Consider the following 23,346-nt stretch of genomic DNA (forward strand, 5'->3'; position numbering starts at 1 on the left):
GCAGAAGGAGAAGTCGACGTAGAGCGCCCACCACCAGAATGCCTCCAGGAAGAGCACGATGAACTGGGCGCGAACGCGTCGTCGAGCGGGATGCGCGACTGCGCGCCTTCGATGCCGTGCGGGATCAACTGCTCGCGGCTGGGCTTACCGGCCGGCGGCTTGCCGGTCGGGGACCGCCTCGCTGAGCCCCGGTCAGACCGCGGTTCTTGTCCACCGCTGGTTGTTGGCGCTTCCGCAGGTCCACTGCTGGATGTCCGCGCCGTCTGCGGTCCCTGACTGGTACACGTCCAGACACTTGCCGCTGTGCCGGGCCACGAGCCGGAAGTTGCTGCCCTGGGACTGCCATTGCCACTGCTGGTTTTGGCCGCTGCCGCACGTCCACTGGACGATGTTCGCGCCGTCTGCGGTGGAGGCGGAGGCGACGTCGAGGCACTTGCCGCTGTTCTGGTTGACGATGCGGAAGTAGCCGCTACCGGCGTCCTCGAAGCGCCATTTCTGGTTGCTGCCGCCCACGTAGCTCCATTGCTTGATCTCGGCGCTGTCGGCCGTGGACTGCCCGATCACGTCCATCGCCTTGCCGCTGTTGACGTTGTTGATCCGGTAATGGGTTCCCGAGGGCGGGGGCGTCGTGGAGCCGCCGCCGATGTTGTCGCCATAGGCATAGCGGATCCGGTCGGCGCCAGAAGTGTTGCGGATGGTCAAGTTGAGATCGGTGCCGCTGCCACTGAGGGCGAACATCGAATACCAGTCGTGACCGGAGCCGGAGTTCTTGCCGCCGAGGGCGGGCCAGTAGGTGCCGCCCATCTGGTTGTCACGCATGACCTGAGCCATGGCACGGATGTGGCGCACGAAGTTGTCGGTGCTGTTCGCGTCGGCGTAGTTGAGGCCGTTGTCCATGGGCCCGCCGAACTCGGTCGCGACCGCCCGGGAGGCACAGTTGCCCAGACGCGTCTGCATGTGACTTCGCCAGGCGTCGTAGGTCATCGAGCCGTAGAAGAAAGCGTAGTGGTGGAAGGACAGCAGCGTGCCGTTGAAGCGGCTGTCGTTGCAGACGTCGCGCAGGTCCTGGCTTGCGCCAGTGCCGCCGATGAGCACCCGGCTGGGTACGGCCGAGTAGTGGGTGCTGAGCCAGGTGGCTGCGATGTCGCGCCACTCTGCCGAGCTGTAACCGCCCGGCTCGTTCATTGGCTCGAAGTACACGTTGGTGTTCGAGCCGTAGGCGCTGGTCACGCTGGACCACATCGTGTTCCACGCGGCGAGGTTCGCGATCCTCGCGCCGGAGTTATGGTCCGTCCAAAAGGTGAGGATGACCTTGAATCCACGGGCAGTGGCGGCGTCAATGGCGCCCCGGTAGGCGTTCCACCAGGTGGTGTTGGCCACCGTCTGAGTGTTGATGGGCAGCCGGACGGTGTTGATCCCCATGGTGGAGGCCATGTCGTCGTAGAGGGCGTTGGCCTTGGCCTGCACTGTCGCGTAGCTGTCGGATTGGCTCAGGCCCTGCACGACGAGCGGGCTGGTGCTGAAGTTGTCACCCAGTTGAGCCCAGTTCATGCCTCTGAACTGGCTGGTGGCGGCAGCGGCTGGGCCGGCGGTAGCGGTGATGGCGATTGCCGCTGCGGCAGCCGTGGTCGCCATCACCGCACTGGTGGCCACGAGCCTGGCCATTCGCGACAGGGGGCGGCTGAACATGGCAGGTCGCATATGCGTCGTCCTTTCTGTTGGGGGACGGGGACGGGGACGGGACGATGCGGGTCCTATTGGCCGTCCGGCGCGACCGGCATCACGGCCGGACGGCCCCGACGGCATCCACGACGAGACTGCCGCTGCGCACCATGATCTCCACGGTGTGCGTGCCGGCGCCGAGGTTGCGCAGGGCGTACGTCTGATAGAACTCGGGAGAGGCGAGCGTGCTCGCTGCGGAGTTGACCACCGTGCCGTCCACCGTGACCTGCAGGACGGCCGAGCCGTTGTTCGGCCCGATGATGTCCAGTCCGGTGCCGGCGAACGTGTAGGTCAGCGTCGAGCCGCTTCCCTGGCTGGTCGACAGGCTCCGCTGAACGTTGTACATACCCTTACCGTTTTCGTGGGCCCAGGGCCCGCCGTACACCAGCTTCCTGGCGGGTGGGTTGGCCAGGTCGGACATCTCCAGGTTGTCCAGCACCTCGGAGTAGTACGGCGGGCTTCCGTCGACCGTCTCCACCCGGAGGTTGTCAAACCGGGTGAAGTAGTAGCCGCTGCCCAGCGTGATCCGGCCGGACAGCTTGGGATTCGGGTCGGTGTAGGTGGACAGTGTGACGCCGTCGAGGTAGGCGGTAACCGTGCTTCCGACGCCTTTCAGCGCGATGTTGTGCCACGCGTTGTGAGCGGTGTTGAACCCACCGATCCGCACGCCGCCGGTGCCGCTGACCACGTTGCCGCTGGCGACCGCGTTGTTGTTGACCAGCAACTGCCAGCCCCCGTCGAAGGTGAATTTCACCGAATACGGCGCACCGTTGTCACCGTGCTGCTCGCGGATGCCCAGCCGGGCGTAGTTGGCGCCGTTCTGGGTGCTGCTGTTCTCGAAGGAGACGTCGACACTGGCCTTGTAGTTGAGCCACCGGCTGTCACCGATCCTGGTGACCGCGTCCCCCCCGTTCCACGCGCCGCCCAGGCCCTGGCTCGGGCCGTCCAATTGCTGGCGCAGCACGTAATTGGTCGATCCGTCCGGCTGGTACGCCTCGAAGGCGCCGTTGCGGTCGCTGGCGTAGCGCGGGATGACGCTCCTGGCGCCGCCACGCGACGTGATGAAGTCCTCGGTGCCCGTGATGGTGCCGCCACTGCCGATCACCGGGACCGTCTTGCCGGTGTAGTCGAAGCCGTCGGCGTAGAGGATGTTGTCGCTGGTGCTCTGCACGTCGCCGGAGATGTCGGTGTCCAGCACGGTGCGCTGGCCCTCCACCGGCAGGGGTTCCAGGTACTCGGGCTTGGTGTGGTTGGCCAGCGTCGTCACGGTGACGACCGAGTTCGGCCTGACCGTCACGGTGTACACCCCGCCGTCATCGGCCGGGACGCTGCCGAGGTGCTTCAGGTAGTTGGCGTTGAACGCCTGGCCGGGGTCGGCCGCGCGGGTTTCCCACAGCTGTAGGGCCGGAGTACCGGAGTAGGCCATGTTCACCGGCTGGAGGCGGTACGACTGGGTGTACTCGCTGTCGTTCATGAAGACCGTGGAGAAGTTGCGCCTGTCGGGCGCGGCGAGCGTGAGATAGCTGGGCGTGCCGTTGCGTCCGACCACCGGGTTCGTCCCGGTCGCTCCGGTATAGCTGGATTCGGGGACGGCGCGCCAGATACCGGCCGTGTTGCTGGAGTTCTCCCAGCCGGTCTTGGCGAACCAGCTGAAGTGCCGCAGCACGTCGATGGCGGCGTCGTAGTGCAGCCAGCCCGACCAGGGATCACGGGCGCTGACGACCTCCTTGTAGGAGTACTGCCCACCCTCGTAGAAGGACCCGATGGCCGGTTGGTAGATGAAGTTGGTCCGGCGCGAGTTGACGAACCCCTTGATGATGGTGTTTCCCATCTCCAGCGCACTGTTGGTGCCGCCGATGCCGGTTCCGACCACCGACGGGGACCGCATGTTGTTGTTGGGGCGCAAGGCGGAATTGCCGAAGGTCGCCTGTGCTTCGCTGTTCCAGATCTCCTTGTCGTAGTCCATCGCCAGGCGCTTGAAGTTGCCGGCGCTGTCGTCGTCGGGGCTGTAGTGGTAGCCGGCCGCCGCCACCACGTCGCGCAGGCCGGCGTCGCTGATCATGCTGCCGCCGAACGACCCGACACCGACCTCGTCGGAGATGACGACCTTGAGCTGGTTGTACCGGGATTGCTCTGTCGAGTTGGCGAAGTCGGCACTGTCGGTCCTGACCCGGTTGGCATAGGTCTTGGTCCAGTTCAGGTCCGCCCCGCGCTCGTTGAGACCCGGGTTGACGTAGTCGACCATGAACCCGTAGGTCCGGTACGCGCTCAGGATGGTCTTCTTGAACCAGGTGTAGACCTTGTCGTTGCTGTTCACCCAGCCGGGGGAGTTCCAGCGCAGCAGGGACACCTTGACGTTGGGGTTGACCTTCTTCGCGTCGGCCGCGAGTTGGAAGCCCTGCGCACGCTTGACGTTGGGGGTCTCGGACTCCCAACGCATGGTCGAGGGGTCCGGTCCGGTGGAGTTGTTGCGGTCGTTGCCCATCTCGATCTTCACGTTGGTGAAGACCGGACTCTCCCCACCGAAGAGGACCCGCAGCAGCTGCGCGTACGCGGTCGGGCTCTGGGCCTTGTAATCCATCAGCAACTCGCTGGTGCTGTTGGCGCTGAGCGCACCGAAGCCCTTGAACGTCAGGCCGTTGACGTTGCCGGCGCGGATGTTGTTGCCGTCCACCGTGATCGTGCCTGATCCCGGAGTCGACACGTCGGTGACGATCCACTGCTGGTTGGTGCTGCCGCTGTTCGCGTACTGGACGAGGTTGGCGCCGTCGGACGTGCTGCCCCCGCCATCCAGGTACAGCCCGTTGGCCCGGTTCCTGAACTTGGCGTAGCCGCCGGAGTCCTCCCGGATCCACTGCTGGTTGGTGCTGCTGCTGTCACTCCACTGGCCGCAGATGGATCCGCCCGTCGTGCGGCCCATCCCGTCCAGGTACAGGCCGGTGGCCCGATTCCTGATCCGGACGTAGTCGCCGACGGCATCGATCGTCCACTGCTGGTTGTCGCTGGACGACGAGGAATACTGGCCGACTGCGGCGCCGTTGGTGGTCCGGCCCATGCCGTCGATGAACTTGCCGGTGGTCCGGTTGCCCAGTTTGACGTAGGCGGCGGCTACTTCCATGGTCAGGCCCACTGGCGTGGACGCGACCGGCATGGCTACCACGTACGCCAGGGCAAGCGCTGCGACCGACAGCATGCTCAGCGCGGTGGGCCTGACGCGGGCACGGCGCGGGCGGGCTACTCCCGGAGTCTGCCGAGGCGGAGCGGATCGAGGGCTGGTCATGAGATCTCCAGTCAACCGGTCAAGGTGTGGCAGGCGACGCCTCGGGCTCGCCGGCCTGCGGTGTCCAGAGGTGGCACGTCACCGTCTGATCGCATCGAATCATATTTATGCCATCTAGATCTATAGATGCCAGCAAACGGACCTAGACGTTCAAGAACGTTCAGACTCGATCATTCGGCCGTCAGGCTGGAGGACCGTGACGGATCCACCCAGCGGTCGGGGGCCACGCTGGGGACAAGATCTCGCACTGGTGGACGCGGAGAGTGTCGCACCGGCTGAGGTTCGGTGCCGGCCGTTGGCGCGTACCGTGATCGCCGAGGTTGCCCGCGCGCAGCCGGCGCCGGCCGGCGTGGCGCGACTCGCGACGCTGGTCGGGCTCACGAGGTGAAGCTTGCCGTCCTGCTATCCGCGGCCGACCCAGGTGGCGACGCACGCCTCGTTGCCCTCGGCGTCGGCCAGGACCCACCACATGGGTGCGTGCGCGTCGGAGACCAGGTGGCCGCCGGCGGCCAGGGCGGCGGCGACGCGAGCCTCTGCCTGATCGTGCGGGACAGCTATGTCGAGGTGCATGCTGTTGCGCTGTGGGCGCGCCTCGTGCATCGGTTGCAAACCGAAACCCGGGCCGCGGCGCGACGGGTCGAACAGGTAGTCGTCGCCGATCTGCCGATAGCCGAGCAGCGCCTGCCAGAACGGCAGCACATCCGCGCCGGCGAGTGCGTCGAGGGTGACGTTGATGAGTTGGACCGCGGTCGGGTCGGCGGGGAGGCCCAGCTCCCTGGCGGCGGCCGAGATGCGCCGGGCCAACGAAATGTCGCGCCGACTCAGGCTCACCGTGACGCCGGTGCCGCGCAGGTCGACGGCGAGGTAGTGCTGCTGGGCCTCGTCGGCGAGCCGGCCGATCTCATCGACGAGCGCGATGCCCTTGGACAGCGAGCCGGTCGGGAAGTAGGCCGAGACCAGATGGTAGAGGGAGCGCCAGTCCTCGACACCGTCGGCCGCGTGGAACTGCGCGGCCGTGATCTGCCCAGTCATGTCGGCGAACCTAACATCGGCGGCGCGACGGCCTCCGACGGCGGAAGGCGAGCGAGGATGGCGAGGGCGTCTCGTCGCTGAATCAGGCTGCGTTGTGCTGGCCGTTGACCGGAGGGCTGATGGTGCACCGGCTTGCCGCGTCCAGCCGGGTGGAGACGCTTTCCGGCAGCTCGAATGAGAGGCCGGCGAGGTTGGCGCTCAGTTGATCGGCGGTGCGAGGGCCGAGGACCACCGAGGTGATCTCGGGCCGGCTGCGGAGCCAGGCGAGCGCCACGGTTGGCGTGGTCGTTCCCAGTTCGGCGGCGACGGTGGTGACGTCGTCGGCGATGTCGAAGTGCCGCTCGGCGAGGAGACCGGTCACGAATGCGCGTGCCATCGGGCTGGGCATGGCCGACCACTCGGCGAGTCGGGATCCGGTGGCCGGCGCGGTGCCGCGCTGGTATCGCCCGGCGAGCAGTCCGCTGCCGAGCGGGCTGTAGGCGAGGATGCCGAGCCCGTGTTGCTGGCAGGTGGGCACGATTTCGGCCTCGATGGCGCGCGTGATCAGGGAATAGTTGGCTTGCAGGCTGACGAAGGGTGTGCCGCCGATGCGTTGCGCTGCCCATTGGGCGCTGACGATTCCGGCGGCGGTGAAGTTGGAACAGCCGATGTAGCGGACCTTGCCGGAGCGCACGAAGCCATCGAGCGCTGCCATGGTCTCGTCGATCGGGGTATCCGGGTCGGGCACGTGGCACTGGTACAGGTCGATGTAGTCGGTGCCCAGTCGGCGCAGGCTCGCCTCCAGGGCGCGAGTCAGGTGGGCGCGGGACAGGCCCCGGTCGTTGGGTCCGGCACCTTGCGGCGCCGCCCCCTTGGTGGCGAGGACGACCTCGGAGCGACGGTGGGCGATGGCGTGGCCGACGACCTCTTCGCTGGTGCCACCTCGGTAGGTGTCTGCGGTGTCGATGAAGTTGTGGCCGGCGTCGAGGAACTCGCCGATGATGCGGCGGGCCTCGGTGTCCGGCGTCGGTGCCTGCGGGTCGGTGCCGAAGTTCATCGTGCCCAGGCATGCCCGGGAGACGTGGAGGCCGGATCGGCCCAGTGTCGTGTACTGCATGTCATCCCCGTACAATCGGAATCGTCATTCCGCTTCAAGATACGGAACCTAGATTCCGCTCGTCAAGGGTGCTCGATCGGAGGAGGCCGACATGATCCGCTCGGATGCGGCGCGCAACCGCGCGAAGGTACTCGCGGCGGCCGAGACCGTGCTCGGCGAGCAGGGACTGACCGCCCGCATGGACGAGATCGCCCGGCGGGCCGGAGTGGGTGTCGGCACCGTGTACCGGCACTTCGCCACCAAGGAAGCCCTCTACGCGGCGATCGTCTCGGCGCGGGTGGACCTGCTGCTCGACGAGGCCGCCCGGTTGCGCGCCGCCGCGGAGCCAGAGACCGGATTCTTCAGATTCTTCGCGCAGGTCGTCGCGGACGCGGCGCGCAAGAAGACCCTGACGGACGCGTTGCACAGCGCAGGAATCGACGTCAAAGCAGAGCAGGCAGGCCAGCGAACGCAGATGCGCGAAGCGTTGGCAGACCTTCTGCGCGACGCCCAACGCGTCGGCGCCGTACGCCTCGACGTCGACCTGCCCGAGATACTCGCCCTGCTACGGGGCGCCAGCATGGCGGCGGAAACCGGTGACTACTCCGGCCCCGTCATCGACCGGACCCTTGCCGTTCTGTTCGACGGCCTGCGCCCGCTCGCGCCCCCTGCGTAACGCACTCATGACCCGGCTGCTTCCGCAAGCTCTCCACTCCCGGGGCACTCCTCGGGCGGAGCGTAGGCACGAATGGTGCCGTTGTGCCGCGCAACTCTTCCGTCAGCGGTGAGGGCTACGGCGCGTTTACAGACGGGGCACCGGCCCCGCAGGTGCTGCGAGCGCTGAGTCACCTTGCCTCCCCAGGTGGGTGTTGCACGTCTTCGGTTTCATCCGGCGAGCGCTGCCGCCCATTGTTGCCGATCGAGGCTCGGAAGCCGGCAGACCACGGAAGGTGCCAGACCGCAGACGGGCCGACTGCGCCTGCCCGGGACGACGGCGCGTCGCTACGCCGGGGGCGTCACGGTGGTCCGGGCGACGGGGGTGCGTCGCCGAGGGGTACGCCGAGCAGCCGGGCGGTGTAGGCGCGCACGTCGTCGCGGACCTTGTCCACGCTGGACCACTAAACTGCTGACCCGGCACGCAGTGGCAATGCCAGGACGGGGGCGGCGATGAACGCCGAAGATCGCATCGAACGAGCCAAAAACTTCTATGAACAGGTCGTGTTCGGTGGCGATGCCAGCGTGCTGGCCGACGCCGATCGGGACCTGGACGCGGTGGAGGCCGACGCCGCGCTGGCCCGTGGGCGGATCCTTCATGCGCGATTCCTCAACGAACGCGCCAGTAGCGGCTCGTCACCCGTCGAGGACCCGGCTGAACTGCCGTTGTTCGAGCGTGCGACCGAGCTGTACGAGGCGCTGGGCGACACGCGCGGCCAGGCCGAGGCGCTGTTCTGGATCGGCTGCCTGCACCAGGTCATCCGACGGGACAACGAGACCGCGGTTCCACACCTGGAAAGGTCCCGCCAGATGGCGGCGCAGGTCGGCGACAAGCCGACCCAGGCCGAGGCACTGCGACACCTGGGCATCGCGGCGTACATGGCCGGTCGACTGGACGAAGCACGCGAGCGGCTGGAGGAGTCATCACGGCTGAGTAGAGAGGTGAAAGCGCTGCCCAGCGTGGCAGCCAACATGGTCGGCCTGGCCTACGTCGCCGCCGCCCAGGGCCGCCACGCGGACGCGCTCGCGACACTCGACGCAGCGGACGCCATCGCCCAGGCGCACGGCGCCCAGGGCATCGTGCGGCAGATCGAGCAGGCAAGAACGCAGATCTAGGGACGCAATCACGCCAGGGCTTCGACCTCAACGCGCGGGGTGTCGAGGACTTTCACCGACGCCCTGACCGCCTGCACCATCGTGGAAGCGGGTTCGCACGACGACCGGCGCCGGGCTGGAGGGCGGTCGTCACGTCCGTCCGCTCAGTCGGGGTTGACGCAGAGTTGGGAGGTCAAGGCGGTGCGGGCCCATTCTTCCCAGGTGTCCGGTGACCAGTCGCGGTCGCGGACGAAGATCAGGTAGAGCTGCGGGCTGAGCAGGCCGAACAGCAGGTCCGCTGCCATCTCGATGGAGAGGCCGGGACGGGTGTCGGGCTTGTCGACCAGGGCTTCGGCGGCTGCGTACTGCACTGTGTAACGCGGGTCGGGGCCGTCCGGCCACTGTGCGGCGATCTCCGGGTCGGTGGCCGCGGCAGCCGCGATCAGCGGCATGATCGGGGCGACCCGGCCCAGGATCTCGCGGGTGCCGTGGACGTGGGCGCGCAATTGCCCGGCTGCGGTGGGTTCGGCGCACGCGGCGCGAAACCACTCACGATCCATGGTGGCGACCGGCTCGGTGTCCCCGGCGATCGACGTGTCGACGACATCCTTGAACAGCGTGCGCTTGTTGCCGAAGACGAAGTAGACCGTCTGGACGGCCACGCCCGCCCGGTCCGCGACCTCCTGCAGGCTCGTCGCCCCGTAACCCTGCGCGACGAACAGCTCGCGAGCCGCCTCGACGACCTTTTCGCGGGTGCGGCGTGAGCGCTCGGCTCGCTTGTCCGGCCGCTTGACCGTGTCCATATCGTGAGTCTAACTTTAGAGCACGTCACTAGAGTTCAACTCTAAATTGTTGGAGGAGACGATGAACCAGCCGGAACCGGACCTGGCCTTCACGCCACGGGACCCGGAGGAGGAGTCCGTCCACCGCGCACTGGAGAGCTACTACCGCACCGGCAAGCCGCCGTGGGACACCGGCGTGACGCCGCCCGAGCTTGTTGACCTGGTAGAGGGGCGCGCGGCGCTGCCGCCCGGCCGCGCCCTCGAACTCGGCTGCGGCACCGGGACCAACGCCATCTACCTCGCACGGCACGGCTGGGAGGTGGCGGCCGTCGACCTGATCGACCGCGCCGTCGACCAAGCCAGGGAGAAGGCTGCGGCTGCGGGAGTGGCGGTACGGCTCCTGCACGGAGACGCCACCCGCCTCGACGAGCTGGACGTGCCAGGCCCCTTCGACCTGTTCTTCGACCTGAGCTGCTACTGCGGGGTCCCGCTACACCGCCGCGACGCCTACGCCGCCGGGCTCACCCAACGCGCCGCTCCCGGAGCACGGTTGCTGATGTTCGGGTACGGCCCCGAGCCGCTCGGCAATCCGACCACCGAGATCACGTCGTGGGCGGCAGGCGTCACCGCGGACGAGCTCCGCGTCAGGTTCCCCGGCTGGGCACTAATCGACGTCACACCGGGCACCAACTCGGTGCCAACCTTCTGGTTCACGCTGCGCCGCGACGCCTAGCAATCTCCGGTCGCGGGTTTCCCCAAGCCCCACAGGAGCCGACTAGCCCGGTCTGCGGGCCATGACGAGGGGACGGAGCTTGGCAGTGATTTCCTCGTTGAGCACGAGCTGGTAGTAGGTCCCGCCCGTCACCGTGTAGACGACTGCCGGACAGGAGTTCACACTGCCCCTCAACGTGAAGCTGCTGACCTGCTTACCGGTCTTGGCCTCGAACACCCGGTAGATGAAGCGCGCCGACCGCAGCACGGCGGTCGTCTTCTCGCCGGTGCCGGTGTCGTAGGTACATGTTTCGACCTTCTTGCTCGAATAGTCGTCGTCGAAGTATTCGCATACGACGAGCTGCGTGTGCTGCTCCGGGTACAAGCCCGGATGCAGCTGCGACTGCCACTCGGCAGGCAGCTCGTACCCCTGCTCCCGGGAGTCATACGGGTGCATCACGAAGAATTCCGCCAGGTGGATGGGACCTCCTGCGTAGGCAGGGCCGTCCGGGTTGTAGGGACGTACCGCTCGCGGGTTGTAGGTGGAGCCGCCGCACGCCTCCTCGTAAGTTCCCATCGTCGGGGGCGGTGGCGGCCAGGTCGGGCTGGCTGCCGTCGACGCGGACGGCGTCGGCGTCGTTGCGGCCGGTGGCGGGTCGGGCTCGCCTGTGCACGCGGTGAGGCCGCACAGGGTGCCGACGATCACGGCCAGGAGTCGTGCTTTCCGCTGCGAACCGGTCACGCCGCCCCCATCGTCCTACTGTCGGCACCACCGGAGCACCCGTGAGTGCTCGGGTCACGTCCGCTGGGTCTCGACGATGCTACCGGCGGTAGCGAGCACTCGAAGAACTTGATGCAAGGCGTGGGGCGACGCCCACGAGGGCAAGCAGAACTCGCATGACAGTAGGGTCGATCGCAGGAACAACGTCGTCGGTCGGGACATCGGAGCCAAGGTGGATCGCAAGTACTACCGGTGGCAGGTCAACTCCGCCCGCAAGGCGATCTGCAAGGAATGCAAGAAGGCCGTCCGATCCGGGCGGCTCGACCTGACCGGTGGGTGAGTGGTGATTCGTCGCCTCCCCTGTCTCGCGGTGCTGCTCCTGACGCTTCTCGCGACTACCTCCGCCTGCTCCCGGCAGGAGGAGAACTGGTCGTGTGAGCGGCAGGAGGAGATAGCCGGCGCACTGGAGAAGGACGGCATCTGGAGCACGGCGCACGGCGTCGGCACCGACCTGGGGGACTACTCGGACACGCCCTGCGGTGACGAGGCCAGCATCACCTACGGTCAGAGGTTCCGTACCGAGGGGAAGCTGTCACTGGACGAGGTGCGGCAACTCGGCCAGCGGCTGACGACGCAGGGAGGGCCGTGGCAACTCAGGACGGCGTCAACCCGCGACGAGGGCTCCGTCGACGCCGCGCATGTCTGCTACGTGTCCTCGAACGGGGATGACCTCACCTACCTGCGGGTGCATTCCGTTCCGGACGCCGCACCGGAACCGAATCTCTACGTCGAACTGACTGTCGCCAAGTCCACCATGGAAATCTGTATCTAGTGCTGATCCGCGCACGTCGAGTCCTGCCCTATTCCCTGAGTCATGCGGGTGCGCGGATGGCCCGGATGAAGCGGGCGCCCCACTCCTGGACGTGCGTGGCGAACTCCGGCGGCCCCAGCACCTCGAACTCGGCGCCCACGTTGCCCAGGGCCTGGGTCGGCCAGTCGAGAGAGGTTGAGGTCATGGTGAGCCGGCAGCTGTCCTGATCGAGCGCTTCGATCGTGCCCCAGCGGCCGACCACCTGCCGCACCCGCGCGGAGGGCGCGTGCACAAGGACCTCGACCGTGTACGGAGCAGGGGCCCCGCTCGCTGCCTGGACGAAGGCCACGGCGTCCTCGGCCGGGAGTAGGCGCGGCCGGAAGCGTGTGCCGGTCGCCGTCGGCTTGGTCATCCGGTCGAGCCGGAAACTACGCCAGTCGTGCCGGCCCAGGTCGTAGGCCACCAGGTACCAGCGTCCGCCGAGTGCGACGACGCGGTGCGGCTCGACGTCGCGCGCGGTCGGTGCGGAGCTCCTGGCCGCGTAGCCGAACCGCAGCCGCTCCTCGTCCCGGCAAGCCTGGGCGACCGCGGTGAGCAGCCCCGACGCGACGACTGGCCCGGACACGACAGCGGAGAGGGTCACCGCCCGCAGGGCGTCCACCCTGGCCCGCAGCCGGGGCGGCAGGACCCGCACCACCTTGGTGAGTGCGCGCAGTGACGCCTCCTCCATACCCGCGATCCCACTCTGCGCCGCGTCGCCAACGCCCACCGCGAGGGCCACTGCCTCCTCGTCGTCCAGCAGCAGCGGCGGCAGGACGGCGCCGGGCGCGAGCTGGTAGCCGCCGTCGGTGCCTCGGGCCGCGCCAACCGGGTAGCCGAGCTCGCGCAGCCGCTCGACATCGCGGCGCAGCGTCCGCTCGGAGACCCCGAGCCGGTCGGCCAGGTCCCGACCCGACCAGTGCCGGTGGGTCTGCAGCAGCGAGAGCAGTCTGAGGGTCCGTGAGCTGGTGTTCGCCATGCTGACATCCTGCCTCGACTTCCGGTCAGGAACTGGCCGGAAGCCTCCCTAGAGTCGATCTCGACGACCGCACCCGAGGTAGGGACAGAAATTGATCACCCGTGAAATTCAGCTGACGGTCCAGATCACCGGCACCCCCACGCTCGACCATTTCACCGCCGCCACGACCGAGGTGGACGGCGAGGTCCTGGTACGCACCGACCAGATCGGGCTCGCCGCGACCTACCTGGAGTTGATGCGGGCCGATTGCACCATCCCGGTTCCGGCCTGGCAGCCGGGGCAGCGGGTAGGGGTGGCCGCCGTCGGCACCGTGGTTCGATCCGACAGCCCCGACCTCGAGGTCGGCGACCTGGTCCAGTCGATGAGCGGCTGGAGCGAGTACTCGGCCGGCTCGGCCGGTTCGTACGTCAAGCTCGATCGTGAACTCTTCGCCGACCCCGGCTACCACCTCGGCCAGGGACCGACCGCCTACTACGGGATGGCCGAGGTAGCGGCCGTCGGCGAAGGCGACGTGGTGTTCGTCTCCGGCGCGGCGGGCGGAGTTGGCTCGCTGGCTGGACAGATCGCGAAATGCCGTGGCGCCGCGCTGGTGATCGGCAGCGCCGGCAGCCCGGCGAAGGTCGACTACCTGGTGAACGAGCTCGGCTACGACGCGGCTTTCGACTACCACGACGGCTCGACGGCCGACCGGCTGCGGGAGCTCGCGCCCGAGGGCATCTCGGTCTTCTTCGACGTCGTGGGCGGCGAGCAATACCAGGGCGCGCTGCAGGCGGCCCGGCCCGGAGCGCGTTTCGCCCTCTGCGGCTCACTGTCCAGCCAGCTCGGTGACGCAGCGCAGCGCTTTCCGCAGCCCGATCGCGCGGCGGCCGAGGCCAGGGGCGTCGAGCTGCTGCCGTTCTCCTGCTACCACACGCCCGATCAGATCACGGCCTGGCGCGAGCACTTCAGCAGATGGCTCTACCAGGGCCGTTTCGTCTACCCCCAGACCGTGATCGAAGGCGGGATCGAGGACCTGCCGCAGGCGTTCCTCTCCCTGCTAGAGGGTTCCTACCGGGGCAATGTCTCGGTGCGGCTGTCGTGACCTCACTTTCCCTTCAAGCGCAGAACCGGGCGCTGATGGACCGCCCGAGCCGACTGTCACCCGGCTTCGACCTCGGTGCGATAGACAGTCAAGCCGCGTCGCTGATAGTTGCGCAGTGCATTCGGATGGTCCAACGAGCAGGTGTGCAGCCACACCCTCCGTACAACCGGAGAGCCCATGGCCTCGCTGTTCCAGGCTTGCCGGATGGTCAGCGTCAGCGCATGACCACCGAGACCCCTCCCGACAAATTCCGGCAACAGCCCAAAGGCGGTGATCTCCACATTGCCGTCGGGCTGGGGTTCCACATTCGCCACCCCCACGGTCTCGTCTTTCAGGGTGACGAACCAGTACTGGCGCAGCGGACGAGACCGCACCAGCTCCAGCCACTCCTCGTTCGTGCGAGAGGCACTCCGCCACCCGTAGGGCGCTCCGACCTGTGCATTGGTGGCACGTACGAGCGGCAGGGCCCCGTCAACGCGCCGTAGCAGAAGGTCCGGCACCACCTTCCCAGGTCGCAGATCCTCGGCGTTGTTCATCTCCAGGTAGGTGACAACCTTTGCCATGCCGGAAGGCTACCCATCGTTCGCGAGTGGGCCCTGGTTCTGTGGGCCAGTTCGGGTACCCACCTGTCGAGGTCTGTCGGGCCCACGTCTCCCGGTCAGGGGTTGATCAGTCTCCAGCCTCCTTCGGAGATGACCTCAACGGTGCCATCGACGACCTTGATGGCGGTGTTGTCGTCGATGGCATAGGTCGGGACCGGGATTCCGGACGCCCACTTCTGGATAGTGGACAGCTCGGTGTCCTCCATGTCCGGGTGGTTGAGGTGCGGGTACAGCGTGAAGTCCACAAGCCCCAGCGCCCGGTCGGCACCCTGCACCATGTCGCTGCCGTCAGGGACAAATTCAAGATCAAATTCGGCGTCGCAGTTGTACGGAGTGACCGCGATGCTCCCGGCGCTGACCCCCACATAAACCGTGTCACTCAGCGACGGCAAGAGGTCGGCCAGGCCCGACTGGCGCAGCCAGTAGGTCAGGTACAGCACGTCGCCGCCCCAGACCAGGAGGGCATCGGCCTCCCGGACCGCCGGGACCCAGTTCTCTTTCCGTATGGTCGGCAGCGCGGTGAGCTCCAACATCCCCAGGGATTTCCAACCGAGCTGGGTCAGCGGGATCGGAGCCTGGCCGTGGATCGCCTTCCACGCCCTCTCGCCTCCGCCGGGGAACGGGTAGACACCGGTGGGAACGAACAGGGCTGTGGCCTCGGCGATCGGCTTGCCCAGCAGGCCGACGAGCGCGTCGGAGATGCTCGGGTTACAGATGCCCGACGACGTGAGAAGGAACTTCACCACATCCGCTCCCCTGAAGCCACCGGATCACGGCGAGATGTTGCCCATGAGAACCAGCGTCCCGGCTCGCTGATCCGAGCGACACATCGCTGGATCATCCGCTGGCGGCCGTCCAACCGTCAACTGCCTCCGCCCGCGCGCGACAGAGGCCGATGCCTGCCAGTCGACCTGCTCGGCGGACAGGACGCTTGTCAGCCTCACTCGCTGCCCCCAGCGGCGGGACGACGCGGAGGGACCACCCGTCCGGGTGGTCCCCCGCTGGTGTGCTGGTGGGTGGCTAAACTTCAGGTTGGCAGTTCACCTGTGCTCTGCTGCGGCGGGCGCAGCCTCGGGAGGGTGTTCCAGCACCCTCTCGAGGGGCCGTCCCATCGGACGGCGCCTACTCGCAGAAGACCCGCACTGTCGCATCTGGCGAATCCACCTCCACGGTCACCTCGTCGAGGTGCTCCACCAGCGCCTCCAACTGCTCGGGCTTGAGCTGCGTCAGGTCGATCGGCACACCCGAGTCGCTGAGTGAGGCATTGGCCTTGACCAGGGCCTGCGGCGGGACCAGCGCCGCCAGCCGGACGCCAGCGCGCAGCAGTTGCAGTGGCACCCGCACGTTGACCCGCGACGGCTCGCCGTTGTCGGTGGCGTCCACCACCACCCGCAGGTACTTCACCTTGCCCTTCGATCGGGCGTCGTGACTGGCCGTCGCCGGTGCCTGGTCCCGTTCGAGTGCGGCGATGAGCTGCTCGGCCTCCTCGGCGGTGATCTTGCCGGCGGCCAGCATGTCGAGGATGTCCTTGCGTTGTTCGGTCATGCGAACCTCTCCTATCGGATAGCCACGAGCACGGCCGTGCGGCCCTGCTCGATGTCGAAACGGGCGCCGGGCAGCGCGGAGATGACACGCCAAGCGGCGCCGAGTGCCAGCACCACACCGATGCGGAACACGACGCAGGCCACGATCGCCGCGAGCACGACCAGGACCACGACCGGGAAGAGCACGAGCACCAGGGGGAGCACCGGAACCCAGACGCGGACGGGCCGGCGGTCCGGGCGGTTGACCTTGACGGTCACCAACTGCGGCATCACGTCCGGCCGTCCAGCTCGGCCAACGCCTGCTGCGCGGTGATCTCACCGCGGCGCAACCGGTCGATGATGTCGGCCCGCGAGGGTGCCGGGTCGGTCTCGACGAAGTCGAGCAACTGGGTGATCCGGTTGAGCCGTGACTTGATCGTCGGGTAGCTCACCCCGAAGATGCGTTCCATCTCCTTGATCGAACCGTGGCAGCGCACGAACGCCGTGACGAAGACCTGATCCTCGACGTTGAGCTGAGCCAGTTGCGGTGGCTCGAAATCGCCCTCGATCGCGACGCCGTTGCTCGCCAGGCGCACCCGCTCGACGACGAACGGCTGCCCTCGCGTCAGGCTGGTGAGTTCCTGCCAGTCCATCGCCTGATCTGTCATACCTAAATTTATAACTCAGAAATCTTCAACTTCCAAGAGGTCGACCTTAACTTTCTTAAGTTGATGCTCGCGGCGACGGGCGGGTGTCCCTGGGGTTTCTGTGGCTGATGCCCGGAACATGTCCGCTTCCCGCGTCTGTGTCCGATGCGAGGAAACCTCTGCTACGTTCCGTTCTGGTAGCTAAGGCCCTATTTGGTAGCTATCGGCATCGTCGTGGCGGTGCGGACCTGTTGTGCACGGAGAAGGGTGAGGTAGCGCTAATGTCCGACCATCTACCGCAACACCGAAACGTCAGCCAAGCGGCAGCTCGGCCCGGACCGCCGGGACGGAGTCGGCGGGCACGCTGGCTTGTGGTCGGGCTGACCGGAATGACCGGGCTCGCCGCCGTCAGCGGTGCCGTCGGCGTCACCGGAGCATCCGCCCTCGCTGGCGTCAACGACCGGCTCGAAAAGGCTGCGCAGCAGTTCATCGTCGCAGGCGGCCGAGTAACCGGCGAAGACAACGGCGGGCAGGACCCAGGTGGCCGGGCCCCGGGCGGCAACGACGGCAAGGGTCACAATGGTGAGGAGAGCGCGGTGCCCTGCGACGCCGATGAGCTGATCGCCGCGCTCGTGCACGCCAACGCCGGAAACGGGGCCACCCTCACACTCGCCGAGGGGTGCACGTACACCCTCACCGCGTTCGCTCCGGTCGTCACACCGCCCGGGGCCAGCGGCCCCAACGGCCTTCCGGTGATCACCAAGCCCATCACCATCAAGGGTGAAGGCGCCACCATCGTCCGGGCGGCGAACGCCGAACCGTTCCGGATCCTGGAGGTCGGGGCCGGCGGAAACCTGAGGCTCCGCGACGTCACCATCAGAGGCGGTTCAGCGACCGTCTCCGGTGGTGGCGGGATCCGGGTCAGCCCCGGCGGCGAGGCCACCCTCGAACACATCGACGTGGTCCACAACCGGGCCGCCGGCGCCGGTGGCGGGATCGCCAACTTCGGGATCACCAGGATCAGCGGCAAGGCCGACCACGGCAAGGACTCGGCCACCAGCGACACCCCCAAGAACGGTGCGCCCCAGACCGAGGCGCCCCAGACCGAGGCGCCCGGCAACGGACCGGCGGCGCAGGCCCCGAATGGTCAGGGCGCCGCGGCGGAACCGTCTGCGGAGAACGCCGGCACGGGTAAGAACCGGGACGACAAGGACAAGGGCCGGCACGAGGGCGACGGGACGACGATCAGCAACAACTCCGCCGTGCTCAGTGGCGGAGGCATCCACAACAACGGCTACCTCACCGTGGAGAACGCCCGACTGAGCTACAACGTCGTACGCGGAACCGGTGGCATTGCGATAACCGGTAACGGTGGCGGGGTGTCGAACGGCCGTGTTGCCTCGCTCCACGATGTGCGCCTCGACCACAACCTCGCGGACTTCCGTGGTGGCGGTGTCCTGGGTGGGCTCAACTCCACCACCACGGTCACCGACGCTGACATCAGCGACAACACGGCCAGCAACGAGGGCGGCGGCATCTTCAGCGACGGCGACTTCCACCTGAAGCACAGCAAGGTCGACCGCAACTCGGTCTTCCAGCGCGGCGGCGGCATCTACAACCAGATTGGCCAGATCGTCATCGAGGACAGCAGGATCAGCGAGAACATCGTCCGCAACGAGCACGGCGGCGGCATCTACGTCGGCACCGGCACTGTCGTGCTGCTGCGGAGTCAGGTCGAACGCAACAGGGCCGTGGGCCCGGACTCGCAGGCCGGTGGAATCTACAACCGCGGCACGCTCAGCCTCACCGAGTCCACTGTCGTCCAGAACGATTCCACCCTGCCGCCCGGCGGGATCTTCACCACCAACAACCAGGTCACGGTGGATCAGAACACACGCATCATCAAGAATCGACCCACCAACTGCACCGGCAGCGACCAACCCGTTCCCAACTGCTTCGGCTGACCCTCAGCCACCCGGACAGCCGGAGCCTGACGGCAGTCGCCAGAAGCACACCGCACATCCGGCCCCGCCCGGGTTTGATCAAACCAGATCAGACCCGCGGCGGGGCCGAGTGGCCGATCAACCCCCTGGCGGCCGGCAAGGACGTCACCGCCGGGTGCTTGGCGGCCGGGATCGGCGTGCTCCTCTGATCACGATGGTCCGACGAGCGCGTGCGACCGGCTGGCTGCGGCGGGACGGAATTCCGACGCAGGGAGCCCGCTGGCCCCCGGATGTCCCACTCTTGTAGTCGGCCCACCACCGTGGGTGACGGTAGGCAAGGGACTGTGGAGGTCGGCATGCTGATCATCGCCGCGGACAAGGCGACATACCCGCCCAACGGCCAGATCCCCAACCTGGAAGACGACGAGAAAGCCTGCGCCGAGATCGGCGAACGAATCACGTCGCTCCTGCCCAAAGGATTCGAGGGGGACGCCTTCGGGCAGCTGATCACCTGGTCGGGGAGCAGCCTGGGACGTCCCCAGAGCTTTGACACGTGGGCCGACGCCGTCAAGGCCGCGACCGCCTACGTGCGGGGCGAGTTCGCGGGCGGCACCGATCAACGGCAGCGCGACCAGGCCCTGGGGACCAACGTCCTGGACAGGCTCGGCGCGGCGGTGCTGAGCACGGGGCGGACCGACGACCCGCAGATCGCACTGCGCGACAAGAGCCGCAAATGGGCCAACTGCGGCCTGGCCGCGTTCCAGATCCGCGAGCAGTTGCAGGCCAAGGGCGGGAAACCGGTCCGCCGGTCACGTGAGGCCTACGGCGTCGGCAAGGGTGCGGATCTCAAGAAGGCCCTGCTCGTCCTGCCCGCCAGCGCGGCCACCGTCCTGCTGCTCGACTGCCAGTTCCCCCAGGTGCACAACTTCGTCATCGAGGTCCACCACGACGGGTCGCGTTACCTCGCCCAGGGCTACCAGGGCAGCTACTTCGCCCAGTGGTGGCTCGGGCTGGACGACAGCTACTCCGGCACGCCCACCGCCGAGATCCTCGCCCTGCGCGAGCGGTACGGGTTGGGCCGGCGGATCGCGGCGCCGGACTACGAGAGCCTGCTCGACGGCCTGGTCGCGGCCATCTCGTCGGACTGGCAGGAGACCGCGGACCAGTGGAAGACGTTGCCGTTCAACCCGGACCGGCAGGAGGTCGACGGGATCCGCCAGCGGTCCCACTCGCCGACGTTCCTCGTGGAGACGTTCGAGCTGTGCCAGCCGGCGGTGGCTCGTGCGGCGTTCGGCGGTGACGCCCGCGCGTCACTCAGCGAGCTGGCGACCCGAGGCCTGACCACCACCTGACGGCCCAACCGGCGAGCAGGCCGCCCTCGCCGCGAGCCCGGTTGTCCGGAGCTGTCATCCGCGCGCCCTCCGCCCGGTGAGCCCGTCGCGGAGGGCGAGCACGACGAGCGAGAGCGGGACGAACACCCACAGCTGAAGCACCGTGTACCGGCGCAACTCCCGTTCGATGGACGCTCCGGCCAGCTCGGCGTCGAGGGCGCCGGGGCGCATCAGCGCGATCGCGTACGCGGACAGCGGGGCGTAGTTGAGGCCCGCACCGGTCAGCCACAGCCCCAGTGCTCGGCTGCCGACACCCTGCGCTGACGCCAGCAGCCAGACACCCCAGGTCACCATGACGACCACGCCGACGAGGAACTCGGCCAGGATGATCCGTCGTCGACGGGTGGTGCCTCGGCTGCCGTACATGTCGATGGCCGCCAGGCGACGAACGTTCACCGCAACGATGGTGCCACCGCCGCGCAACATCCCGAGTCGAGCCGGCGGACCGCCGGTGATGAGTTTTCCTGCCCGCGCCCGTCACACCTCCGACAGGACACGACGAGGCGGAAGGATGACGTGATGAGTGCGGACACGCGGCAGGACGGGTTGGGCGAGGTCGACGAGCCGACGTTCTCGGGGCTGGCGGCTCGGCACCGGCGGGAGCTGCACGTGCACTGCTACCGGATGCTCGGATCGTTCGAGGACGCCGAGGACGCCGTGCAGGAGACGTTGCTGCGTGCCTGGCGGCGGCGGGAGACCTTCGAGGGTCGGTCCACGTTCCGGGCCTGGCTGTACCGGATCGCCACGAACGCCTGCCTGGACCTGCTGGCCAAACGCCGCCCGGACCCCGCGACCGGCGGTGAGGTGCGGTGGCTCCAGCCGTACCCGGATCGACTGCTCGACGAGCTGCCCGCGGGCGGCGCGGACGAGCCGGAGGCGCTCGCCGTCGCGCGGGAGACGATCGAGCTGGCGTACGTGGTCGCGGTCCAACACCTCGCGCCCCGCCCACGGGCCGTGCTGATCCTGCGCGACGTGCTCGGCTGGCCGGCGAAGGACGTCGCGGATCTCCTCGGTGACTCCGTCAACTCGGTGAACAGCGCACTGCAACGGGCCCGTGCCGGCATGCGGGAGCACCTGCCCGCCGAGCGGCAGGACTGGACCGGCGGTGAGGAGGACGCCGGCACCCGCGAGCTGGTGCGCCGCTTCACCGACGCCAGCGTGGCCACCGACGTCGACGTGCTCGCTGCCATGCTGCGCGACGACGTCCGCTGCTCGATGCCGCCCACACCGGGCCTGCACGTCGGCCGTGACGCGGTGGTGAACGACTGGGTCCAGGACGGGTTCGTCGGCATGAAGGGCCTGCGCGGGATCCCCACCTCGGTGAACCGGCAGCCGGCGGTCGCCTTCTACCAGTGGCACGCGCAGGAGGGCGCGTACCTGCCGCTGACGCTCGACGTCCTGCGCGTCACCGGCGGCGCGATCACCGAGATCGTCACCTTCCACGACGACCAGTTCCCGCGGCTCGGCCTGCCCGAGCGCCTGCCGGCCGACGGCACGGAATAGGCCACGCTGCCCGGTGGCCGCGCGCGTGTCGCGATGGCCGTACCCATGTCGAAAAATGGAGGAACGTCGTGCACAGCAGAAACGATGCCGGGGTCGTCGCGGCCCCGGCAGCGGGCCGGACCAGCCACACCCACCGCCTCGGCGGGCTCGTCGGCGCCGGCGCCGTGGCCACGCTCGCGGCGACGGTGGCCACCACCCTGGCCGCCGCGCTCGCCAGGGCCGGCGGCGTCGACTTCGAGATCCCCGATGGCGGCGCGACGATCCCGTTGGCCGGGTTCGCCGTAGTGACCTGCTTCTTCTCGATCGTGGGCGTCGTCATCGCCGTCGCTCTGCTTCGGTGGAGCGCCCGCCCGACGCGGCGATTCGTGTGGACGGCGGTGCCGCTGACCGGGATCTCGCTGGTCCCGCCCTTTCTCTCCGGAGCCGACACCGCCACCATCGCCGCGCTGCTCGGGCTGCACCTCGTCCCCGCGACGGTCATGATCGCCGCCCTGGCGCGCAGCCTCCGCGCCCGGACCGACTGACGATCCGCACGGTCACCCTCGGCGACCAGCATCCCGCTCAGAGCTGGGCGACGACGACCGTGGTGGCCTGCGCGACGAGGGCGTCGTCGGGGGTGGCGTCCTTCGTGTCGCGGCTGGACAGCACGGCGAGCACGATCGGGGCGCGGTCGGGCGGCCAGACCACGGCGAAGTCGTTGCGGGTGCCGTACCCGCCGGTCCCGGTCTTGTCTCCGACCACCCAGCCGGCGGGCACCCCGGCGCGGATCAGCGCCGCGCCCGTGGTGTTGCCGCGCAGGACGTCGCGGTCCGCGGGCGTCAGGGCGTCCCCCACGGTGTACGCGCGCAGGGCGTCGGCGCGCAGACTCAGGCCCTCGGCGACGTGCTTCCTCGGCGTCCGTGGTGTCGTCGAGCACCTCGGCGGCGGCCAACGCCTCCCACGTCGAGGCGTACGGCGTTCAGTCGTAGGGGAGTCGGCGGGGTTCGATTCTCCGCGCTCGACCGAGCTGCCAGGAGGCGATGGGCCACGCCGCGATGAAGCCGGCTATCAGCCCCAACTGGCCCGCGAACCAGAACAGAGGGCTGTCCGGGTGCAGGGGTGGCTCCGGCAAGACCACCCGGTGCGTGAGCGTCAGCCATCCGAACAGCGCCAACTCGAACGCGGTGATCGTCAGCAGTTCGACCTTGGCGACCGTGGACAGGGCGCGCCAGATTCTCGTGACGCCGCGACCAGGTGCGCCGAAGTACCGGAAGAGAACGGCTATCGTCACCGCCGCCAGATAGTCCCCGGCGTAGTCGACCCACAGGCTCTCCTGAGCATTGTCGGACCTGACGACGTACAGGGCGACCTCGGCGACGACGAAACCGAGGGCGCAGTGCGCGCCGCAGCGGGACACGTGGGTGACGACGATGCCGCGCCGGGGCCTTCGGGGCTGACCCTCCTGCCGCCGCCGGGAGAACGCCTCGGGCCTACCCCAGTTCCAGTAGAGGCGCACAGCGGCCGGGCCGACGTAGAGGACGGTCACCAGCCAGACGATCTCCATGACCCGGACCGGCTGGCGGTGCCCGCGAAGATAGGTGTCGGCGACGACGATCGCACAGCTCACGACCCCGACCGTGAGCGAGATCCAGGACAGCGCCAGGAGCCAGGTCGGATGCATCCTCGCCCCTCTCCGCGCGCCGGGCGCCGGCGCGT

The 23,346-nt window shown here is 68.2% G+C and carries 23 protein-coding genes and 1 pseudogene; 9 read left to right on the plus strand and 15 right to left on the minus strand.

Annotation, left to right across the window (positions count from 1 at the left end; genetic code table 11):
* Nucleotides 1-192 precede the first annotated feature (192 nt).
* The 4 genes from AB0F61_RS21595 to AB0F61_RS21610 all read right to left on the minus strand — a co-directional run bounded on the left by AB0F61_RS21595 (nt 193) and on the right by AB0F61_RS21610 (nt 7,130).
* Entirely contained in the window at nt 193-1,665 is a 1,473-nt protein-coding gene (locus AB0F61_RS21595) for an RICIN domain-containing protein (RefSeq protein ID WP_357812343.1), read from the minus strand.
* Nucleotides 1,666-1,780: 115 nt separating this feature from the next.
* A complete protein-coding gene (locus AB0F61_RS21600) occupies nt 1,781-4,915 on the minus strand; it encodes an RICIN domain-containing protein (RefSeq protein WP_357812345.1) in 3,135 nt (1,044 codons plus the stop codon).
* A gap of 489 nt (nt 4,916-5,404) precedes the next feature.
* Complete coding sequence (locus AB0F61_RS21605; protein ID WP_357812347.1) at nt 5,405-6,034, minus strand: VOC family protein; 630 nt, start codon at nt 6,032-6,034, stop codon at nt 5,405-5,407.
* 82 nt (nt 6,035-6,116) lie between these two features.
* Nucleotides 6,117-7,130 (minus strand): aldo/keto reductase, encoded by a 1,014-nt coding sequence (locus tag AB0F61_RS21610; RefSeq protein WP_357812349.1) that lies wholly within the window; start codon nt 7,128-7,130, stop codon nt 6,117-6,119.
* 91 nt (nt 7,131-7,221) lie between these two features.
* Between AB0F61_RS21610 and AB0F61_RS21615 the strand changes: the two genes are divergently transcribed.
* Together AB0F61_RS21615 and AB0F61_RS21620 are read left to right on the plus strand one after the other, a co-directional pair.
* A complete protein-coding gene (locus AB0F61_RS21615) occupies nt 7,222-7,785 on the plus strand; it encodes a helix-turn-helix domain-containing protein (RefSeq protein WP_357812351.1) in 564 nt (187 codons plus the stop codon).
* Nucleotides 7,786-8,276: 491 nt separating this feature from the next.
* On the plus strand, nt 8,277-8,939 hold the full coding sequence (locus AB0F61_RS21620; protein ID WP_357812353.1) for a tetratricopeptide repeat protein: 663 nt from the start codon (nt 8,277-8,279) through the stop codon (nt 8,937-8,939).
* Between the two features lie 143 nt (nt 8,940-9,082).
* Here the strand turns inward: AB0F61_RS21620 and AB0F61_RS21625 are convergent, their stop codons facing one another.
* Nucleotides 9,083-9,721, minus strand: a complete 639-nt coding sequence (locus tag AB0F61_RS21625; protein WP_357812355.1) for a helix-turn-helix domain-containing protein — start codon at nt 9,719-9,721, stop codon at nt 9,083-9,085.
* Between the two features lie 61 nt (nt 9,722-9,782).
* On the opposite strand from AB0F61_RS21625, the gene AB0F61_RS21630 reads away from it, so the two are divergent.
* Nucleotides 9,783-10,433 carry a class I SAM-dependent methyltransferase gene (locus tag AB0F61_RS21630; protein ID WP_357812357.1) on the plus strand — a complete coding sequence of 217 codons (651 nt, stop codon included), beginning with the start codon at nt 9,783-9,785 and terminating at the stop codon, nt 10,431-10,433.
* A gap of 42 nt (nt 10,434-10,475) precedes the next feature.
* On the opposite strand, the gene AB0F61_RS21635 is transcribed toward AB0F61_RS21630, so the two are convergent.
* Entirely contained in the window at nt 10,476-11,153 is a 678-nt protein-coding gene (locus tag AB0F61_RS21635; protein ID WP_357812359.1) for a hypothetical protein, read from the minus strand.
* Nucleotides 11,154-11,502: 349 nt separating this feature from the next.
* On the opposite strand from AB0F61_RS21635, the gene AB0F61_RS21640 reads away from it, so the two are divergent.
* Complete coding sequence (locus AB0F61_RS21640; RefSeq protein WP_357812361.1) at nt 11,503-11,964, plus strand: hypothetical protein; 462 nt, start codon at nt 11,503-11,505, stop codon at nt 11,962-11,964.
* A gap of 40 nt (nt 11,965-12,004) precedes the next feature.
* On the opposite strand, the gene AB0F61_RS21645 is transcribed toward AB0F61_RS21640, so the two are convergent.
* Nucleotides 12,005-12,961 (minus strand): YafY family protein, encoded by a 957-nt coding sequence (locus tag AB0F61_RS21645; protein ID WP_357812363.1) that lies wholly within the window; start codon nt 12,959-12,961, stop codon nt 12,005-12,007.
* 91 nt (nt 12,962-13,052) lie between these two features.
* Here AB0F61_RS21645 and AB0F61_RS21650 point away from each other — a divergent pair, with 91 nt between their 5' ends.
* The gene (locus AB0F61_RS21650; RefSeq protein ID WP_357812365.1) at nt 13,053-14,042 is read left to right on the plus strand and encodes an NADP-dependent oxidoreductase; all 990 of its coding nucleotides are present in this window, start codon (nt 13,053-13,055) and stop codon (nt 14,040-14,042) included.
* Between the two features lie 56 nt (nt 14,043-14,098).
* Here AB0F61_RS21650 and AB0F61_RS21655 read toward each other — a convergent pair whose 3' ends face one another.
* From AB0F61_RS21655 to AB0F61_RS21675, 5 genes are all read right to left on the minus strand, one after another.
* Complete coding sequence (locus AB0F61_RS21655) at nt 14,099-14,605, minus strand: GNAT family N-acetyltransferase (protein WP_357812367.1); 507 nt, start codon at nt 14,603-14,605, stop codon at nt 14,099-14,101.
* Nucleotides 14,606-14,700: 95 nt separating this feature from the next.
* Entirely contained in the window at nt 14,701-15,387 is a 687-nt protein-coding gene (locus AB0F61_RS21660; RefSeq protein WP_357812369.1) for a Type 1 glutamine amidotransferase-like domain-containing protein, read from the minus strand.
* Between the two features lie 379 nt (nt 15,388-15,766).
* Nucleotides 15,767-16,189 carry a hypothetical protein gene (locus tag AB0F61_RS21665; RefSeq protein WP_357812371.1) on the minus strand — a complete coding sequence of 141 codons (423 nt, stop codon included), beginning with the start codon at nt 16,187-16,189 and terminating at the stop codon, nt 15,767-15,769.
* 11 nt (nt 16,190-16,200) lie between these two features.
* Entirely contained in the window at nt 16,201-16,458 is a 258-nt protein-coding gene (locus tag AB0F61_RS21670) for a hypothetical protein (protein ID WP_357812373.1), read from the minus strand.
* Nucleotides 16,458-16,835, minus strand: a complete 378-nt coding sequence (locus AB0F61_RS21675; protein WP_357812375.1) for a DUF2089 domain-containing protein — start codon at nt 16,833-16,835, stop codon at nt 16,458-16,460. Before AB0F61_RS21675 ends, AB0F61_RS21670 begins: the two co-directional genes overlap by 1 nt.
* Before the next feature lie 368 nt (nt 16,836-17,203).
* Between AB0F61_RS21675 and AB0F61_RS21680 the strand changes: the two genes are divergently transcribed.
* Both AB0F61_RS21680 and AB0F61_RS21685 read left to right on the plus strand, forming a co-directional pair.
* Nucleotides 17,204-18,778: a hypothetical protein gene (locus tag AB0F61_RS21680; RefSeq protein WP_357812377.1), complete on the plus strand. Its 1,575-nt coding sequence runs from the start codon at nt 17,204-17,206 to the stop codon at nt 18,776-18,778.
* Nucleotides 18,779-19,113: 335 nt separating this feature from the next.
* A complete protein-coding gene (locus tag AB0F61_RS21685; protein ID WP_357812379.1) occupies nt 19,114-20,109 on the plus strand; it encodes a hypothetical protein in 996 nt (331 codons plus the stop codon).
* A gap of 54 nt (nt 20,110-20,163) precedes the next feature.
* Here AB0F61_RS21685 and AB0F61_RS21690 read toward each other — a convergent pair whose 3' ends face one another.
* Nucleotides 20,164-20,544, minus strand: coding sequence for a hypothetical protein (locus AB0F61_RS21690; protein ID WP_357812381.1), 381 nt, complete (start codon nt 20,542-20,544; stop codon nt 20,164-20,166).
* A 123-nt stretch (nt 20,545-20,667) separates the two neighbouring features.
* On the opposite strand from AB0F61_RS21690, the gene AB0F61_RS21695 reads away from it, so the two are divergent.
* Complete coding sequence (locus AB0F61_RS21695) at nt 20,668-21,651, plus strand: RNA polymerase subunit sigma-70 (protein ID WP_357812383.1); 984 nt, start codon at nt 20,668-20,670, stop codon at nt 21,649-21,651.
* Nucleotides 21,652-21,719: 68 nt separating this feature from the next.
* Nucleotides 21,720-22,175: a DUF6069 family protein gene (locus AB0F61_RS21700; RefSeq protein ID WP_357812385.1), complete on the plus strand. Its 456-nt coding sequence runs from the start codon at nt 21,720-21,722 to the stop codon at nt 22,173-22,175.
* 37 nt (nt 22,176-22,212) lie between these two features.
* On the opposite strand, the pseudogene AB0F61_RS21705 reads toward AB0F61_RS21700, so the two are convergent.
* Nucleotides 22,213-22,560, minus strand: a pseudogene (locus AB0F61_RS21705) (serine hydrolase); the annotation flags it as partial.
* 49 nt (nt 22,561-22,609) lie between these two features.
* Nucleotides 22,610-23,311: a DUF4396 domain-containing protein gene (locus AB0F61_RS21710; RefSeq protein WP_357812387.1), complete on the minus strand. Its 702-nt coding sequence runs from the start codon at nt 23,309-23,311 to the stop codon at nt 22,610-22,612.
* Nucleotides 23,312-23,346 lie beyond the last annotated feature (35 nt).

The organism is Micromonospora sp. NPDC023888, from assembly GCF_040639415.1.
Classification (GTDB): Bacteria; Actinomycetota; Actinomycetes; order Mycobacteriales; family Micromonosporaceae; genus Micromonospora.